This window comes from Kitasatospora sp. NPDC004272 (assembly GCF_053603035.1).
This window is the reverse complement of record NZ_JBSGET010000003.1, coordinates 122,944-139,844: the sequence shown is the minus strand read 5'-3', so window position 1 is coordinate 139,844 and position 16,901 is coordinate 122,944. Positions and strand designations below refer to the sequence as shown.

14 protein-coding genes are annotated in these 16,901 nt (G+C 72.5%); all 14 read left to right on the top strand.

The annotated features are described in order from the left end of the window. Positions 1–59: 59 nt before the first annotated feature. The 14 genes from ACWEO5_RS02190 (at position 60) to ACWEO5_RS02125 (ending at position 16,852) form a co-directional block, all read left to right on the top strand. A complete protein-coding gene (locus ACWEO5_RS02190; RefSeq protein WP_452159269.1) occupies positions 60–2,303 on the top strand; it encodes a penicillin-binding transpeptidase domain-containing protein in 2,244 nt (747 codons plus the stop codon). 100 nt (positions 2,304–2,403) lie between these two features. Further along, on the top strand, positions 2,404–3,951 hold the full coding sequence (locus ACWEO5_RS02185; RefSeq protein WP_452159267.1) for a UDP-N-acetylmuramoyl-L-alanyl-D-glutamate--2,6-diaminopimelate ligase: 1,548 nt from the start codon (positions 2,404–2,406) through the stop codon (positions 3,949–3,951). Further along, a complete protein-coding gene (locus ACWEO5_RS02180; RefSeq protein WP_452159265.1) occupies positions 3,948–5,351 on the top strand; it encodes a UDP-N-acetylmuramoyl-tripeptide--D-alanyl-D-alanine ligase in 1,404 nt (467 codons plus the stop codon). Before ACWEO5_RS02185 ends, ACWEO5_RS02180 begins: the two co-directional genes overlap by 4 nt. Next, positions 5,348–6,409, top strand: a complete 1,062-nt coding sequence (gene mraY / locus ACWEO5_RS02175; RefSeq protein WP_344557112.1) for a phospho-N-acetylmuramoyl-pentapeptide-transferase — start codon at positions 5,348–5,350, stop codon at positions 6,407–6,409. Before ACWEO5_RS02180 ends, mraY begins: the two co-directional genes overlap by 4 nt. Continuing rightward, positions 6,394–7,836, top strand: coding sequence for a UDP-N-acetylmuramoyl-L-alanine--D-glutamate ligase (gene murD / locus ACWEO5_RS02170; protein WP_452159263.1), 1,443 nt, complete (start codon positions 6,394–6,396; stop codon positions 7,834–7,836). The genes mraY and murD overlap by 16 nt, the downstream gene beginning before the upstream one ends. Before the next feature lie 105 nt (positions 7,837–7,941). Then, the gene (ftsW, locus tag ACWEO5_RS02165; protein ID WP_425556903.1) at positions 7,942–9,309 is read left to right on the top strand and encodes a putative lipid II flippase FtsW; all 1,368 of its coding nucleotides are present in this window, start codon (positions 7,942–7,944) and stop codon (positions 9,307–9,309) included. 6 nt (positions 9,310–9,315) lie between these two features. Beyond that, on the top strand, positions 9,316–10,422 hold the full coding sequence (gene murG, locus ACWEO5_RS02160; RefSeq protein WP_344557113.1) for an undecaprenyldiphospho-muramoylpentapeptide beta-N-acetylglucosaminyltransferase: 1,107 nt from the start codon (positions 9,316–9,318) through the stop codon (positions 10,420–10,422). Next, entirely contained in the window at positions 10,415–11,185 is a 771-nt protein-coding gene (locus ACWEO5_RS02155) for a cell division protein FtsQ/DivIB (protein WP_452159260.1), read from the top strand. Before murG ends, ACWEO5_RS02155 begins: the two co-directional genes overlap by 8 nt. A 334-nt stretch (positions 11,186–11,519) precedes the next feature. After that, positions 11,520–12,746 carry a cell division protein FtsZ gene (ftsZ, locus tag ACWEO5_RS02150; protein WP_452159258.1) on the top strand — a complete coding sequence of 409 codons (1,227 nt, stop codon included), beginning with the start codon at positions 11,520–11,522 and terminating at the stop codon, positions 12,744–12,746. Beyond that, positions 12,743–13,477 carry a peptidoglycan editing factor PgeF gene (pgeF, locus tag ACWEO5_RS02145; RefSeq protein ID WP_452159256.1) on the top strand — a complete coding sequence of 245 codons (735 nt, stop codon included), beginning with the start codon at positions 12,743–12,745 and terminating at the stop codon, positions 13,475–13,477. Before ftsZ ends, pgeF begins: the two co-directional genes overlap by 4 nt. Continuing rightward, on the top strand, positions 13,474–14,262 hold the full coding sequence (locus ACWEO5_RS02140; protein WP_452159254.1) for a YggS family pyridoxal phosphate-dependent enzyme: 789 nt from the start codon (positions 13,474–13,476) through the stop codon (positions 14,260–14,262). The genes pgeF and ACWEO5_RS02140 overlap by 4 nt, the downstream gene beginning before the upstream one ends. A 195-nt stretch (positions 14,263–14,457) precedes the next feature. Further along, the gene (locus ACWEO5_RS02135; protein ID WP_285736532.1) at positions 14,458–15,078 is read left to right on the top strand and encodes a cell division protein SepF; all 621 of its coding nucleotides are present in this window, start codon (positions 14,458–14,460) and stop codon (positions 15,076–15,078) included. 78 nt (positions 15,079–15,156) lie between these two features. Further along, on the top strand, positions 15,157–15,447 hold the full coding sequence (locus ACWEO5_RS02130; RefSeq protein ID WP_014135258.1) for a YggT family protein: 291 nt from the start codon (positions 15,157–15,159) through the stop codon (positions 15,445–15,447). 46 nt (positions 15,448–15,493) lie between these two features. Then, entirely contained in the window at positions 15,494–16,852 is a 1,359-nt protein-coding gene (locus ACWEO5_RS02125) for a DivIVA domain-containing protein (protein WP_452159251.1), read from the top strand. The last annotated feature ends 49 nt before the right edge of the window (positions 16,853–16,901 follow it).

Below are 16,901 nucleotides of genomic sequence, written 5' to 3'. Positions count from 1 at the left end.
CCCTATAAAACCCACAACACTCAAAACGACTTTGAACCGATAGTGAATTGATTAAAGACGTGTCCACTTCACAACACCCCCGCCCGCGCCGCACCCCCGCCGCCGGCTCCGGCCGCCCGTCGGCCGGCCGCCCCGCCGGGTCCCGGCAAGGCTCCGGTACGTCCGGCTCCGCCGGCAGGACAGGCTCAGTCGGCTCCGCCGGCAAGACGGGCTCCGCCGGCTCCGGCGGCCGGGCCGAGCCGCCGCGCCGCCGGGTCGGCGAACCCCGCCGCACCGGCGACGGCACCCCGGCCCGCCCGTCCCGGCCGCGCGCCTCGGCCGGGCACCGGGAGGTCGCCCCGCCGCGCCCCAGCGCCCGCCCGGCCCGCCGTCCGGCCCCGCCGCGCCGCCCGGCCCCGTCCGGGCCGCGCACCATCAAGCTGGCCGACCCGCGGCGCCGGCTGCGGCTGGTGACGATCTGCCTGCTGCTGGTCTTCGCGATCTTCGCGGGCCGGCTGGTGCAGCTCCAACTGCTGGACTCCGACGCGCTGGCCGCCGCCGCTGGCGCCAACAAGTACGTGCGGGTGACGCTGCCCGCCGAGCGCGGCTCGATCACCGCCGCGGACGGCACCGTGCTGGCCACCTCGGTCGACGCGTACGACATCACCGCCGACCCGACCATGTTCACCCCGGAGGCCACCCACCTGCCGGACGCCCCGGAGCAGGCCGCGGCGCTGCTGGCGCCGATCCTCGGGCAGCCGAAGGAGAAGCTGGCCGAGAAGCTGCACCCGAACAGCAAGAACCCGAAGAGCCAGTACGCGCTGCTGACGGCCCGGCAGTCCCCGGAGACCAAGAACCAGATCGCCGACCTCAAGTCCTCGCTGGCCAAGCAGGTCGACACCGCGGCCTGCCGGGCCCAGGCCCAACTGCTGAAGAAGCCCGCCGACAAGGGCGGCCGGCAGTTCCTCGACGCGGCCTGCGTGAACCCGCTGGCCGGGCTGTTCTGGGACCAGTCGACCCGGCGCAGCTACCCGGCGAACGGCCTGGCCTCCAACCTGGTCGGCTTCGTCAACGCGGAGGGCGCCGGCAGCGGCGGCCTGGAGCTCCAGTACCAGCAGCAGCTCGCCGGGCAGGACGGGCACTCCACGTACGCCTCGGCGGGCGGCAACCGGGTCGCCACCGCGGGCGGCGCCCGGCAGGACCCGGTCTCCGGCACCGACCTGCGGCTGACCGTGGACCCGGACGTCCAGTGGGCCGCCCAGCGCGCCATCACCGACCAGGTGGCCAATGCCGGGGCGGAGAAGGGCTACGTGATCGTCCAGGACGTGCGGACCGGCCAGGTGCTCGCGATGGCCACCTCGCCCGGCTTCGACCCCAACGACCTGGCCGCGGCCCGCGCCGACCAGCTCGGCAACGCCGCCCTGCAGGACGCGTACGAGCCCGGCTCGACCGCGAAGCTGATGACCATGGCGGCGGTGCTGGACACCGGCAAGGCCGACTGGGACACCCACGTGGAGGTGCCCAACACGCTCCAGCGGGCCGACCGGGTCTTCCACGACGACGTGGACCACGAGACCTGGTACCTGACCCTGGCGGGCGTGCTCGCCAAGTCCTCCAACATCGGCACCATCGAGGCGGCCGAGCACCTGGGCGCCACCCAGGCCGAGTCCAACAAGGTGCTGGCCGACTACCTGGACCGGTTCGGCATCGGCAAGCCCAGCGGCCTGGGCTTCCCGGGCGAGACCCGCGGCATCCTGGCCAAGCCCGAGGACTGGAGCGGCTCGCAGCAGTACACCATCCCGTTCGGCCAGGGCCTCTCGGTGAACGCCCTGCAGGCCACCTCGGTGTTCTCCACCATCGCCAACGGCGGCGTGCGGGTCGCCCCCAGCCTGCTGGCCGGGACGACCGGCCCGGACGGGAAGTTCACCCCGGCACCGGCCGGGGCGCAGAACCGGGTGGTGTCCGAGCAGACCGCGAAGACGCTGACCGAGATGCTGGAGTCCGTCGTCACCGACGAGCAGGGCACCGGCAACACCGCGAAGATCCCGGGGTACCGGGTGGCCGGCAAGACCGGCACCGCGAACCGGGTGGACCCGAAGACCGGCAAGTACTCCGGGTACACCGCCTCCTTCATCGGCTTCGCACCGGCCGACCGGCCCCGGGTGACGGTCTCCTGCGTCATCCAGGACCCGGTCAACGGGCACTTCGGCGGGCAGCTGTGCGGGCCCGTCTTCAAGCAGGTGATGGAGTTCACCCTCAAGACCCTCCAGGTCCCGCCGAGCGGCAGCGAGGCGCCGAACCTGCCCGTCGACTGGAAACCCTGAGATGAGCGACACCCCCCGGCGCGCCCAGCGCCCTGTGAGCAGCGTCACGGAGCAGGCCCGGTTTGGCCCCGGGGGGCGCGGGGCCGATAGCCTTCCGGCCGTGCCGAAACCCGATCAAACCCCCGCGAGCCCACCCCGTCCCAGCCGCACCGCGGCGCTGCCCCTGGCCGGGGCGGCCCGGCTGCTCGGCCTGGCCCCCGTCGAGGGGCCCGAGGTCACCGGCGTCACCCACGACTCCCGGGCGGTGCGGCCCGGCGACGTGTACGTGGCCTTCCCCGGCGCCAACCACCACGGTGCCGCGTTCGCCCCGGCGGCGGCCGCCGCCGGCGCGGTCGCGGTGCTCACCGACGCCGCCGGGGCCGAACCGGCCGCCGGCACCGGCCTGCCGCTGCTGGTGGTGGACAGTCCGCGCGAGGTGATGGGCGCGCTGGCCGCCGCGGTCTACGGGGCGCCCAGCGAGAGCATGCTGATGATCGGTCTGACCGGTACCAACGGCAAGACCACCACCTCCTACCTGGTCGAGGGCGGCCTGCGCGGGGCCGGCCGGACGGCCGGGGTGATCGGCACCGTCGAGATGCGGGTCGGCGAGGAGCGGGTCAAGTCCGAGCGCACCACCCCCGAGGCCACCGAACTGCACGCCGTGCTCGGCGTGATGCGCGAGGCCGGGGCGGACGCGGTGGTGATGGAGGTCTCCAGCCACGCGCTGGTGTACGGCCGCACCGACGGCGTGGTCTACGACGTCGCGCTGTTCAACAACCTGACGCCGGAGCACCTCGACTTCCACCCCGACATGGAGGACTACTACCGGGCCAAGGCCCGGCTGTTCGAGCCCGGCAAGTCCCGGCACGGCGTGGCCAACCTGGACGACTCCTACGGCCGCCGGCTGGCCGGCGAGGCCCGGATCCCGATGACCACCTTCTCGGCGTCCGGCGACCCGGACGCCGACTGGCGCGCCGTCGACGTCCAGCCCGGCCCGGCCGGCTCCACGTTCCGGGTGGTCGGCCCGAACGGCGAGCGGGCCGACGCCTCGGTGCCGCTGCCCGGCCCGTTCAACGTCTCCAACGCGCTCGGCGCGATCGCCGTGCTGGTCACCGCGGGCGTCGACCTGGACGCGGCGGTGGCCGGGGTGGCCGCCGTTCCCGGGGTGCCCGGCCGGATGGAGAAGGTCGAGGCCGGCCAGGACTACGTCGCCGTGGTCGACTACGCGCACAAGCCGGACGCGCTCAACTCCGTGCTCGCCTCGCTCCGCGAGGTCACCAAGGGCCGGCTGCACGTGGTCGTCGGCTGCGGCGGCGACCGCGACCCGTACAAGCGCGGCCCGATGGGCGCGATCGCCGCCCGGCTCGCCGACACCGCCGTCCTCACCAGCGACAACCCGCGTTCCGAGGACGCGCTGGCGATCCTCGCCACCATGCTGTCCGGCGCCGCCGAGGTGCCCGAGGCGGAGCGCGGCGAGGTGCTCGCCGTCCCGGACCGTAGCGAGGCGATCGCCCTGGCGGTGGCCCGCGCGCACAGCGGCGACACCGTCCTGGTGGCGGGCAAGGGCCACGAGCTGGGCCAGTACGTGAAGGGCGAGGTCCGCCCGTTCGACGACCGCGAGGTCCTGCGGACCGCGATCGAGCAGTTGATGATGGAGGCGCAGCGATGATCAGCCTGACCCTCGCGGAGGCCGCGCAGGCCGTTGGCGGGACGCTCGACGGGGCGGACCCGCAGGCGGTGATCACCGGCGCGGTGGTCACCGACAACCGGCGGATCGAGCCCGGCGGGCTGTTCGTGTGCGTGCTCGGCGAGCGCGTGGACGGCCACGACTTCGCGGCGAAGGCCGTCGCCGACGGCGCCGTCGCGGTGCTCGCCACCCGGCCCGTCGGCGTGCCCGCGATCCTGGTGGACGACGTGGTGGTCGCCCTCGGCCGGCTCGCCCGCGCCGTGGTGGCCCGCTCCGCCGGGGTGCGGATCGTCGGCCTGACCGGCTCGGCCGGCAAGACCTCCACCAAGGACCTGATCGGCCAACTGCTGTCCAAGCACGGTGAGACGGTCTTCCCGGCCGGTTCGCACAACAACGAGATCGGCCACCCGCTGACCGCGCTGCGGATCGCCCCGACCACCCGTCACCTGGTGATGGAGATGGGCGCCCGGCACAAGGGCGACATCGAGTACCTGACCGGCATCACCCCGCCCACCGTCGGACTCGTCCTCAACATCGGCACCGCCCACCTCGGCGAGTTCGGCTCCCGCGAGGCCATCGCCGAGGCCAAGGGCGAGATGGTGGAGGCCCTTTCGGCCGACGGCGTCGCCGTCCTCAACGCCGACGACCCGCTGGTGCGCGCGATGAGCAGCCGCACCAGGGCGAGGGTCGTGCTGTTCGGCGAATCCCCGGACGCGCACATCCGCGCCACGGACGTTCGCCTGGACGCCACCGGGCGGCCACAGTTCACGCTCAGCACCCCGGCCGGTTCCGCACCCGTGCAGCTGCGCCTGTACGGTGAGCACCACGTCTCGAACGCCCTCGCCGCCGCTGCGGTGGCGGTGGAGCTCGGGATGCCCGTCGACCGCGTCGCCGAAGCACTCAGCGAGGCGGGTGCGCTGTCCCGCTGGCGCATGGAGGTGGTCGACCGGGCCGATGGCCTCACCGTCGTCAACGACGCCTACAACGCGAACCCGGAGTCCATGCGGGCCGCGCTGCGGGCCCTCGCGACGATGGCGGGCACCGGCCCGGAGCGCCGCCGCACCTGGGCGGTGCTCGGTGAGATGCGGGAGCTCGGCGAGGACAGCCTCGACGAGCACGACACCATCGGAAGGCTCGCGGTGCGGCTGGACATCACCAAGCTGGTGGCGGTCGGCGGACGCGAGGCGGCCCGGATGGAACTGGGCGCGAGGAACGAAGGTTCGTGGGGTGAGGAGTCGGTGCTGGTGTCCGACGCGGACGCGGCGATCGAGCTGCTGCGCAGTCAGGTGCGGCCGGGGGACGTGGTCCTGGTGAAGGCTTCCCGTTCGGTGGGCCTGGAGAAGGTCGCCGAGGCGCTGCTCGCGGACGGTGCCGCGAAGTGAAGCAGATCCTCTTCTCCGGCATGATCGGCCTGGTGCTGACCCTGCTCGGCACCCCCGCCCTGATCAAGCTGCTCGCCAAGAAGGGCTACGGCCAGTACATCCGGGACGACGGCCCCAAGGCGCACCACAGCAAGAAGGGCACGCCCACGATGGGCGGCATCGCCTTCATCCTGGCCACCCTGATCGCCTACTTCGCGACCAAGGCGATAACGGGCGAAATGCCCACCGCCTCCGGCCTGTTGGTGCTGTTCCTGACCACCGGCCTGGGCCTGGTCGGCTTCCTGGACGACTACATCAAGGTGGTCAAGCGCCGCTCGCTGGGCCTGCGGGCCAAGGCGAAGCTGCTCGGCCAGTCCTTCGTCGCCCTCGCCTTCGCCATCCTGGCCATGCAGTTCAGCGACAGCCGCGGGCTGACCCCGGCCTCCGACCACCTGTCCTTCGTGCAGGACTTCAAGTGGGCGATCGGCCCGGTGCTGTTCGTCATCTGGGCGTACTTCATGATCGCCGCGATGTCGAACGGCGTGAACCTGACCGACGGCCTGGACGGCCTGGCCACCGGCGCCTCGGTGATGGTCTTCGGCGCCTACACCTTCATCGGCCTCTGGGAGCACGGCCAGAACTGCGCCTACGCGATCAAGGCCACCGCCTCCTGCTACGACGTCCGCGACCCGCTGGACCTCGCCGTGGTCGCCGCCGCGCTGATGGGCTCCTGCTTCGGCTTCCTGTGGTGGAACACCTCGCCCGCGAAGATCTTCATGGGCGACACCGGCTCGCTGGCCCTCGGCGGCGCGCTGGCCGGCCTGGCCATCGTCTCCCGCACCGAGCTGCTGCTCGCCATCCTCGGCGGCCTGTTCGTGATCATCACCCTTTCGGTGATCATCCAGGTCGGCTCGTTCCGGATGACCGGCAAGCGCGTTTTCAAGATGGCGCCGCTGCAGCACCACTTCGAGCTCAAGGGCTGGAGCGAAGTCCTGATCGTGGTCCGGTTCTGGATCATCCAGGGCCTGTGCGTCGCCGTCGGACTCGGACTCTTCTACGCGGGATGGGTGACCGGATGAACAACCCGGAGTGGGCCGGACTGCCGGTCGTCGTCGCAGGACTCGGCCTCTCCGGGATCAGCGCTGCCCGGGTCCTGCACGGACTCGGCGCGCGCGTCACCGTCGTCGACGGCGGGGACGGCCCGGGCCTCGCGGCCAAGGCCGCCCCGCTGGTCGAGCAGGGCGTCACCGTCCGCCTCGGCGACGGCGCCACCCTGCCCGCGGGCACCGCGCTGGTCGTCACCTCGCCCGGCTGGGCCCCCGACAGCCCGCTGTTCGCCGCCGCCGACGCGGCCGGCGTCCCGGTCTGGGGCGACGTCGAACTCGCCTGGCGGCTGCGCACCCCGCACCCCGCCACCGGCGAACCGGCCCCCTGGCTGGCCGTCACCGGCACCAACGGCAAGACCACCACCGTCCAGATGCTCGCCTCGATCCTCACCGCGGCCGGCAAGCGCACCGCCGCCGTCGGCAACGTCGGCGTCTCGGTGCTGGACGCCGTGCTGGCCGAGGAGCCGTACGACGTGCTGGCCGTCGAACTCTCCAGCTACCAGCTGCACTGGGCGCCCTCGCTGCGGGTGCACTCCGGCGCGGTGCTCAACCTCGCCCCCGACCACCTCGACTGGCACGGCTCGATGGAGGCGTACGCCGCCGACAAGGGCCGGATCTACCAGGGCAACCGGGTCGCCTGCGTCTACAACCTGGCCGACCCCGCCACCGAGGCGCTGGTCCGCGAGGCCGACGTCGAGGAGGGCTGCCGGGCGGTCGGCTTCGGCCCGGACGCGCCCGCCGTCTCCAACCTCGGCGTGGTCGACGGCCTGCTGGTCGACCGGGCCTTCGTCACCGACCGGGCCAACTCGGCCGCCGAGCTCGGCGCCGTCGCCGACGTGAACCCGCCGGCCCCGCACAACATCACCAACGCGCTGGCCGCCGCCGCGCTGGCCCGCGCCTACGGCGTGGACGCCAAGGCCGTCCGGGACGGGCTGCGCGCCTTCACCCCCGACAAGCACCGGATCGCGCACGTCGCCGAGGTCGACGGCGTGACCTACGTGGACGACTCCAAGGCCACCAACACGCACGCCGCCGCCGCCTCGCTGGCCGCGTACCGGCCGGTGGTGTGGATCGCCGGCGGCCTCGCCAAGGGCGCCACCTTCGACGAGCTGGTCGCCGCCGCCGCGCCCCGGCTGCGGGCCGCCGTGCTGATCGGCCAGGACCGGCAGCTGATCCGCGAGGCGCTGGAGCGACACGCCCCGCAGGTCCCGGTCGTCGAGCCCGCACCGGGCCAGACTGGCGCCGGGGCGATGGCCGAGGTCGTCGCGGCCGCGGCCGCCGCCGCCGAGAAGGGCGACACCGTCCTGCTGGCGCCCGCCTGCGCCTCGATGGACATGTTCACCAACTACGGTGAGCGCGGCGACCTGTTCGCCGCCGCCGTCCGGGCCCTGCAGTCCTGAGCCGCGCACCACGAGGCCGCGCCCGGGCGGCTCACCGCCCGGGCGCGGCCTCGCCGTCGGAGGACCCGGCGCCTTCCCGTCCGTGACCCGAACCGTGAGGAGCCCGTGGTGCCGACCAGGGAGAAGGAGCCGCCGCAGGGCCTTCAGCTGATCTCGGCGACCACCACCACCTTCAAGTCGGCCGGGCCGGTCGCCCGCTTCCGGGCCGCCCGGGAGCGCTTCGGCTACCTGATGGCCCGCCCGCTGACGCCGTACTACCTGATCCTGGGCGCTTCGCTGCTGCTGGTGGTGCTGGGCCTGGTGATGGTGTTCTCCGCCTCGCAGAGCGTGGTGGTGGAGTACGGCCTGCCGATGACGTTCTTCTTCCGCAAGCAGCTGGTCGCGCTGCTGCTCGGCGGCGCGGTCGCGGTGGTGCTGACCCGGGCCCCGGTGCGGGTGCTGCGCACCGCCGTCTACCCGCTGCTGTTCGGCGTGGTGGGCGCGCTGGTGCTGGTGGCGATCCCCGGCGTGGGCGTGCGGATCAACGGCAACCGGAACTGGATCAGCCTGGGCTTCTTCCAGATCCAGCCGTCCGAGTTCGCCAAGCTCGCGCTGCTGCTGTGGGCGGCCGACCTGCTGGCCCGCAAGCAGCGCACCCACATGCTCGACCAGTGGAAGCACCTGCTGATCCCGCTGGTGCCGGGCACCGTCGTGCTGATGATGCTGATCATGATCGGCGGCGACATGGGCACCACCATGGTGCTGATCGCCATGCTGTTCGGCCTGCTCTGGATGGTCGGCGCCCCGCTGCGGCTGTTCGCCGCCACCCTCGGCATCGCGGTGGTCGCCTGCACCGCGCTGATCATCACGGTGCCGCACCGGCTCGGCCGGCTCGCCTGCGTCGGCGTCACCAAACCGGACCCGAGCCTGGACTGCTTCCAGGCCCTGCACGGCCTGTACGCCCTGGCCGCGGGCGGACCGTTCGGGTCCGGACTGGGCGCCGGGGTGGAGAAGTGGGGACAGCTGCCGGAGGCCCACACCGACTTCATCTTCGCCGCCACCGGCGAGGAACTCGGACTGGTGGGGACGCTGTCCGTGCTCGCCCTCTTCGCGGCACTAGGCTACGCGGGTATCCGAGTGGCCCTCGGCACCACGGACCCGTTCGTGCGGTACGCGGCGGGCGCCGCCACCACGTGGATCATGGCTCAGGCCGTGGTCAACCTGGGGTCGGCGCTGGGACTCCTGCCCATCGCGGGCGTCCCGCTGCCGCTGTTCTCGTACGGCGGTTCCGCGATGCTGTCGGCCATGTGCGCCATCGGGCTGCTGCTGTGCTTCGCACGCAGCTCCCCGGCGGCGAAGGCAGCGCTGGCTGCCCGGCCCCGCAGATGGCGAAAAGGGGCCAACTCCCGGTTCGGGCCAGTCCTGGACCGGGTGCTGCCAGGTAGGAAAACCACAGCGCGCAAGGCCGCCCGGCCGCCGCGCAGGGAGCGGTGAATTTCGGTGCATGTCGTACTCGCCGGCGGCGGGACCGCCGGTCACATCGAGCCGGCCATGGCGCTCGCGGACGCGCTGCGCAGGCACGACCCGTCCATCGGGATCACCGCCCTCGGCACCGAGCGCGGCCTGGAGACCCGGCTGGTCCCGGAGCGCGGCTACGAGCTGGCGCTGATCCCGGCCGTGCCGCTGCCCCGCAAGCCCACCCCGGAGCTGATCACCGTCCCGGGCCGGCTGCGCGGCACCGTGCGCGCCGCCCAGGAGGTCATCGAGCGGGTCAAGGCGGACGCGGTGGTCGGCTTCGGCGGCTACGTGGCGATGCCCGCCTACCTGGCGGCCAAGCGGGCCGGCGTCCCGATCGTGGTGCACGAGGCCAACGCCCGCCCCGGCCTGGCCAACAAGATCGGCGCCCGCTACAGCGACTTCGTCGCGGTCTCCACCCCGGACTCCAAGCTGCGCGACTCCCGGTACATCGGCATCCCGCTGCGCCGCACCATCGCCACCCTGGACCGCGGCACCGTCCGTCCCGAGGCCCGGCACTACTTCGGCCTCGACCAGCGGCTGCCCACCCTGCTGGTCTCCGGCGGCTCGCAGGGCGCCCGGCGCCTCAACGAGACGGTGCAGGCGATCGCGCCCCGGCTCCAGCAGTACGGCGTGCAGATCCTGCACGCGGTCGGCCCGAAGAACGAGCTGCCGACCATCGACGACATCCCGGGCATGCCGCCGTACCGGGCGCTGCCCTACCTGGACCGGATGGACCTGGCCTACGCGGCGGCCGACATGATGCTCTGCCGGGCCGGCGCGATGACGGTGGCCGAGCTGGCCGCGGTCGGCCTGCCGGCCGCGTTCGTGCCGCTGCCGATCGGCAACGGCGAGCAGCGGCTGAACGCCCAGCCGATGGTGAAGGCGGGCGGCGGCCTGCTGGTCGACGACGCCGAGCTGACCACCGACTGGGTGCTGAAGAACGTGCTGCCGGTGCTCACCGATCCGGCCAAGCTGTGGGAGATGTCGCGCGCGGCCGCCGAGTTCGGCCGCCGGGACGCCGACGACCTGCTGGTGCAGATGGTGTACGAGGCGATCGAGGCCGCCCGCGGCGGCCGGCGCCGTGGCTGACGAGTACGACGAGGAGCTCGGGGAGGACGGCGAACCGGTCCGTCCGCCCCGGCTCCGGCTGTCCCGCCGGGGCGTCGGGGTGCTGGTCGCGCTGGGCGCGCTGGTGCTCGGGGGCCTCGGCTGGACGGTGTTCCTCTCCTCCGCGCTGGACGTCCGCGGGGTGGCCGTCCAGGGCCTGGACTCCGGCAAGCTGACCCGGCAGGACATCGAGGGGGCGCTCGGCGACAGCGCCCGCGGCCCGCTGGCCCGGGTCGACCTGGACGCGGTCCGGGCCGAGGTGGCGAAGGTCCCGCGGGTCGCCTCGGTCGAGGTCTGGCGCGGCTGGCCGCACACCCTGCGGGTGAAGGTGACCGAGCGCCGCCCGGTGGCGGCGATCCAGCGCGACGGCGGCGGCTTCGTCCAGGTCGACGCCGGCGGTGTGGAGTTCGCCACGGAGCCCGGGCCCCCGCCCGGCGTCCCGGTGGTGGCCCTCGAACTGAGCCAGCCGGCCCAGGACGCGGCGGCCGTCATCGACCGGCCGACCCTGGTCCGCTCGGCGATCACGGTGGCCGCCGGACTGCCGCCGGACGTGGCGAAACAGGCCGGTTCGCTCACGGTCTACTCCTACGACGACATCCGGCTGAAGCTGGCCTCCGGCGCGACCGTCCGCTGGGGGAGCGCCGAGGACACCCCGCGCAAGGCGCAGGTGCTGACCGCACTGCTCGGTCAGAAGGCGTCGAATTACGACGTGAGTGCGCCGGATGCCCCGGCGGTGTCGGGTTGATCCGGTAAGTTCTGTGCCCGGGGGCGGTATTGACGGGGCCACGGCTCCGGTCCGACCCTTGGTGGTCACCCCGGTTTCACCGAGGGGTCGATGATCACATAGGCTCAAAAGAAAAAGGGAAGCTCGGCGTGTTCGTTGAAACACGCGCCGGTTGCGACCTACTGTCCTGTGTCAACGAGCTGTGCTCGACACCGAGGTGACACCGGCACAGCCATAACCCTCAACCTCAAGTTTAGGGTTCGGGTTGGAACCACGTGCTTCCCACCCATCGACATCCGTCGGCCTTCACAATCCAGGGGAGCCGACCCGGAAATTCGAGGCGAGAGGCCCCGACGTGGCAGCACCCCAGAATTACCTCGCGGTCATCAAGGTCGTCGGCATCGGCGGCGGCGGAGTCAACGCCATCAACCGGATGATCGAGGTCGGGCTCAAGGGCGTCGAGTTCATCGCGATCAACACCGACGCCCAGGCGCTGCTGATGAGCGACGCCGACGTGAAGCTCGACGTCGGCCGCGAGCTCACCCGGGGCCTCGGCGCCGGCGCCAACCCCGAGGTCGGCCGGAAGGCCGCCGAGGACCACCGCGAGGAGATCGAGGAGGTCCTCAAGGGGGCCGACATGGTCTTCGTGACGGCCGGCGAGGGCGGCGGCACCGGCACCGGCGGCGCGCCGGTGGTGGCCAACATCGCCCGCTCGCTCGGCGCCCTGACCATCGGCGTGGTCACCCGCCCGTTCACCTTCGAGGGCCGCCGCCGGGCCAACCAGGCCGAGGACGGCATCGCCAGCCTGCGCGAGCAGGTCGACACCCTGATCGTCATCCCGAACGACCGGCTGCTGTCGATCTCCGACCGCCAGGTCTCGGTGCTGGACGCGTTCCGCTCCGCCGACCAGGTGCTGCTCTCCGGTGTGCAGGGCATCACCGACCTGATCACCACCCCCGGCCTGATCAACCTGGACTTCGCCGACGTCAAGTCGGTCATGTCGGACGCCGGTTCGGCGCTGATGGGCATCGGTTCGGCCCGCGGCGAGGACCGGGCCAAGGCCGCCGCGGTGATGGCGATCTCCTCGCCGCTGCTGGAGGCCTCGATCGACGGCGCCCGCGGCGTGCTGCTCTCCATCTCCGGCGGCTCCGACCTCGGCCTGTTCGAGATCAACGAGGCCGCCCAGCTGGTCAGCGAGGCGGCCCACCCGGAGGCGAACATCATCTTCGGCGCGGTCATCGACGACGCGCTCGGCGACGAGGTCCGGGTCACCGTGATCGCCGCCGGGTTCGACGGTGGCCAGCCGCCGGCCATCGTCCGCGAGCCGGTGGTGAAGTCCACCTCCACCTCCACCGCCTCCGCGGCCCCGGCCGCGGGCTCCGACCGGCCGGCCGGCCGGCCGGCCTACGGTTCGATCGGCTCGGTCACCCGCTTCGAGGAGCCGGCCCGTCCGGCCGAGACCCCGGCTCCGGCCCCGGTCACGGCCACCGCCCCGCCGGTGCCGCCGCAGGTCCAGCCGGTGCACCGGCCGTACGTCGAGAGCCCCGCCGAGGAGCTCGACGTGCCGGACTTCCTCAAGTGATCCACGCGTTCTCCCGACACGGTGCTCACTTCGCCTCCACCACCCGGTGGGGCGGGGTGAGCACCGCGCCGTACGGGGAGCTCAATCTCGGTGGCGCGGTGGGCGATTCGCCCGAGTTCGTCAAGCAGAACCGTTTCTTCGCGGCCCGGGAACTGGGGCTGGATCCGGCCGATGTGGTCTGGATGAACCAGGTGCACGGCGCCGAGGTCGCGGTGGTCACCGAGCGCCAGCCCGAGGGCACCGCCCCGACCGTCGACGCGGTGGTCACCGACCGTCCGCTCGCCCTCGCCGTGCTGACCGCCGACTGCACCCCCGTGCTGCTGGCCGACCCGGCCGCCGGAGTGGTCGGCGCGGCGCACGCCGGGCGCCCGGGCCTGGCCGCCGGGGTCGTCCCCGCGGTGCTCGACGCGATGCGCGCGCTGGGCGCCCGCCCCGAACGGATCCTCGCCGCCGTCGGCCCCGCGGTCTGCGGCCGCTGCTACGAGGTGCCGGAGGCGATGCGCGCCGAGGTCGCCGCGCTCGTCCCGGCCGCGCGGGCCGAGACCTCCTGGGGCACCCCCGCGCTGGACGTCCCCGCCGGGGTCGCCGCGCAGCTCGCCGAGGCGGGCGTGCAGGATGTGATCCGATCATCCGTCTGCACCCTCGAATCACCGGACCACTACTCCTACCGCAGGGAGCAGCGGACCGGCCGACTCGCGAGCTACGTCTGGCTGGGGCCCTCACACTCATGACGAACGACATCTACGGTCCGTTCCCGGGCGGGGCGGACTTCTCCGCCGCGCTGACCGAGGGGCGGCGCGCCCGCTACGAGCAGCTCGGCGCCAACCTCGACGTGGTCGAGCGCCGGATCGCCGACGCCTGCGCCGCGGCCGGCCGCCCGCGCGCGGAGGTCACCCTGATCGTGGTGACCAAGACCTACCCGGCCGAGGACACCGCGCTGCTCGCCGGGCTCGGCGTCACCGACGTCGCCGAGAACCGCGACCAGGACGCCGCCCCCAAGGCCGAGCGCTGCGTCGAACTCCCGCTGACCTGGCACTTCGTGGGCCAGTTGCAGACCAACAAGGCCCGCTCGGTGGTCCGTTACTCCGACGTCGTGCACTCGGTGGACCGGGCCCGGCTGGTCGACTCGCTGGCCGCCGCCGTCCGCGCCGCCGAGCGCCCGCCGCTGGGCTGCCTGGTGCAGGTCGCCCTGGAGAAGGAGGCGGGCGAAGGGGAGCACCGGGCCGGGGTGGCCCCGGCCGAGGTGCTCGCGCTGGCCGAGAAGATCGCCGACACGCCCGGGCTGCGACTGGACGGTGTGATGACCGTCGCACCGCTCGCCGGCCCGTTGGCGGGCGACCCGGCGCGCGCCTTCGCGCGGCTGGCGGAAATCGCAAGCGACGTACGCACGACCCATCCGGCTGCAACCATGGTCTCGGCAGGGATGAGCGGGGACTTGGAGCAGGCGATCGCCGCCGGAGCGACACATGTACGCGTCGGTACTGCGGTGCTCGGAGTGCGGTCACCGCTCGGGTAACGTCACCGGGTAAGTAGATCAGACTGCAGGACAAAATAGGACAGAACCTAGCAGATGATCAGTCTGCTGGTAAACCGTGGATCGCATCCGAGCGCACACTCCGCGGTCTGACGGACCGTCGGCCTGACAGGTCGTAAGAGGACCACGGCATCCGCAGGGCGACACGGTGGGCGCATGAGCGGAGGAGACAGCAGCATGGCCGGCGCGATGCGCAAGATGGCGGTCTATCTCGGTCTGGTCGAGGACGAGACCTACGACAGCCAGGGGTACGACCCCGACGACGACTACGACGCGGATCCCGAGCCGATCCGCACCGGCCGGACCGAGGACCTCCGCTCCGCGGCCCCCGCTCCCGCCGCACCCGCCCCGCAGCCGGCGCCCGTGGCCCACATCGCGCCCCAGCCGGTGCCCGCCGCGGTCCCGATCCGGCAGGAGCAGCCGCGGATGGCTCCCGTGTCGTCCATCACATCCGAGCGTCACCGCAACCTGGAGAAGAGCACCCCGGTGATCATGCCCAAGGTCGTCAACGAACGAGAGCCGTACCGCATCACGACGCTGCACCCCAGGACCTACAACGAGGCCCGCACCATCGGGGAACAGTTCCGCGGCGGCACTCCCGTGATCATGAATTTGACCGAGATGGACGACACGGACGCCAAGCGGCTCGTAGACTTCGCCGCTGGACTGGTCTTCGGTCTGCACGGCAGTATCGAGCGCGTGACGCAGAAGGTGTTCCTGCTGTCGCCTGCTAACGTCGATGTAACGGCGGAGGACAAGGCTCGGATCGCCGAGGGTGGGTTCTTCAACCAGAGCTGACCCGAACCCACGACCACACGTGTGGGTCTGTTGACAGAGCGTCACTGACGGAACGTCGGCCAGGGAGAGGGAGACGCGATGGGGATCTTCGGTTCGGTGCTCTATTGGGTGCTGACCGTGTTCCTGCTGATCCTGCTCTTCCGACTCGTCATGGACTGGGTGTTCCAGTTCGCCCGTTCATGGCGTCCCGGGAAGACCATGGTCGTGGTGCTGGAGGCCACGTACACTGTCACAGATCCGCCACTCAAGCTTCTTCGGCGTTTCATCCCGCCGTTGCGTCTCGGGGGCGTGGCGCTCGACCTGTCCTTCTTCGTACTGATGATCATTGTGTATGTCCTGATCTCGCTCGTGCAGCGCCTGTCGTTCTGAACGATGCGACAGGATGCCGGTCCGACGATCACGTTGAGGTGAAGAGATGCCATTGACCCCCGAGGACGTTCGGAACAAGCAGTTCACGACCGTCCGGCTGCGCGAAGGCTATGACGAGGACGAGGTCGATGCCTTCCTCGACGAGGTCGAAGCCGAGCTGACCCGCCTGCTGCGCGAGAACGAGGACCTGCGGGCCAAGCTGGCCGCCGCCACGCGTGCCGCCGCGCAGAACCAGGCCAACATGCGCAAGGAGCAGCAGGCCCCGCAGGACGGCGGCCGCTCCGGCGCCCCCGTGCCCGCCGCCATATCCGGCCCGCCGGTGCCCGGCCAGCAGGGCCCCGGTCCGCAGCAGCTCGGCGGCCCGCAGCAGCTCACCGGCCCCCAGCAGGGCATGGGCCAGGGCATGGGCAACCAGCAGGGCATGGGTAACCAGCAGGGCATGGGCAACCAGCCGCTGGGCCTGCCCTCCGGCGCCCCGCAGCTGCCCGCCGGCCCGCAGCAGGGCATGGGCGGCCCGATGGGCAACCCGATGCAGCAGCAGCAGATGGGCCAGACCATGGGCGGCCAGCAGCAGCTGGTCCAGCCGATGGGCGGCCAGATGCTGCAGCCGATGGGCAACCCGATGCAGCAGCAGCAGCAGCAGATGGGCCAGCCCATGGGCGGCCAGCAGCTGCAGCCGATGGGCGGCCAGCTGCAGCCGATGGGCGGCCCGATGGGCAACCCGATGCAGCAGCAGCAGAACCCCGGTGGCGACAGCGCCGCCCGCGTCCTGGCGCTCGCCCAGCAGACCGCGGACCAGGCCATCTCCGAGGCCCGTTCCGAGGCCAACAAGATCGTCGGCGAGGCCCGCAGCCGCGCCGAGGGCCTGGAGCGGGACGCCCGCGCCAAGGCCGACGCCCTGGAGCGGGACGCCCAGGAGAAGCACCGCGTCGCGATGGGCTCGCTGGAGTCCGCCCGCGCCACCCTGGAGCGCAAGGTCGAGGACCTGCGCGCCTTCGAGCGCGAGTACCGGACGCGGCTGAAGTCCTACCTGGAGACCCAGCTGCGCCAGCTGGAGTCGCAGGCGGACGACTCGCTCGCCCCGCCGCGGATCCCGGCCACCGCGTCGCTGCCGCCGGCCGCGTCGTCGATGGCGCCCGCCGGTGCCAGCGCGATGTCCTCCCCGGCGCCGTCCTTCGGCTCCAACCCGTCCTTCGGCGGGAACCAGTCCTTCGGCGGCTCCTCCTTCGGCAGCTCGGCCGGTGCCCCGTCCTTCGGCGGCGCCTCGGCGAGCAGCAACGGGGCGATGGCCCCGGCGGGCATGACCCAGCCGATGGCGGCCGTGCGGCCGCAGCCCCCGCAGCCGATGCAGCAGGCTCCCGCGCCGATGCGGGGCTTCCTGATCGACGAGGACGGCGACAACTAGTCCGCACACGACGAGGGCGCCCCCACGTGACTCCGGTCACGGCGGGGGC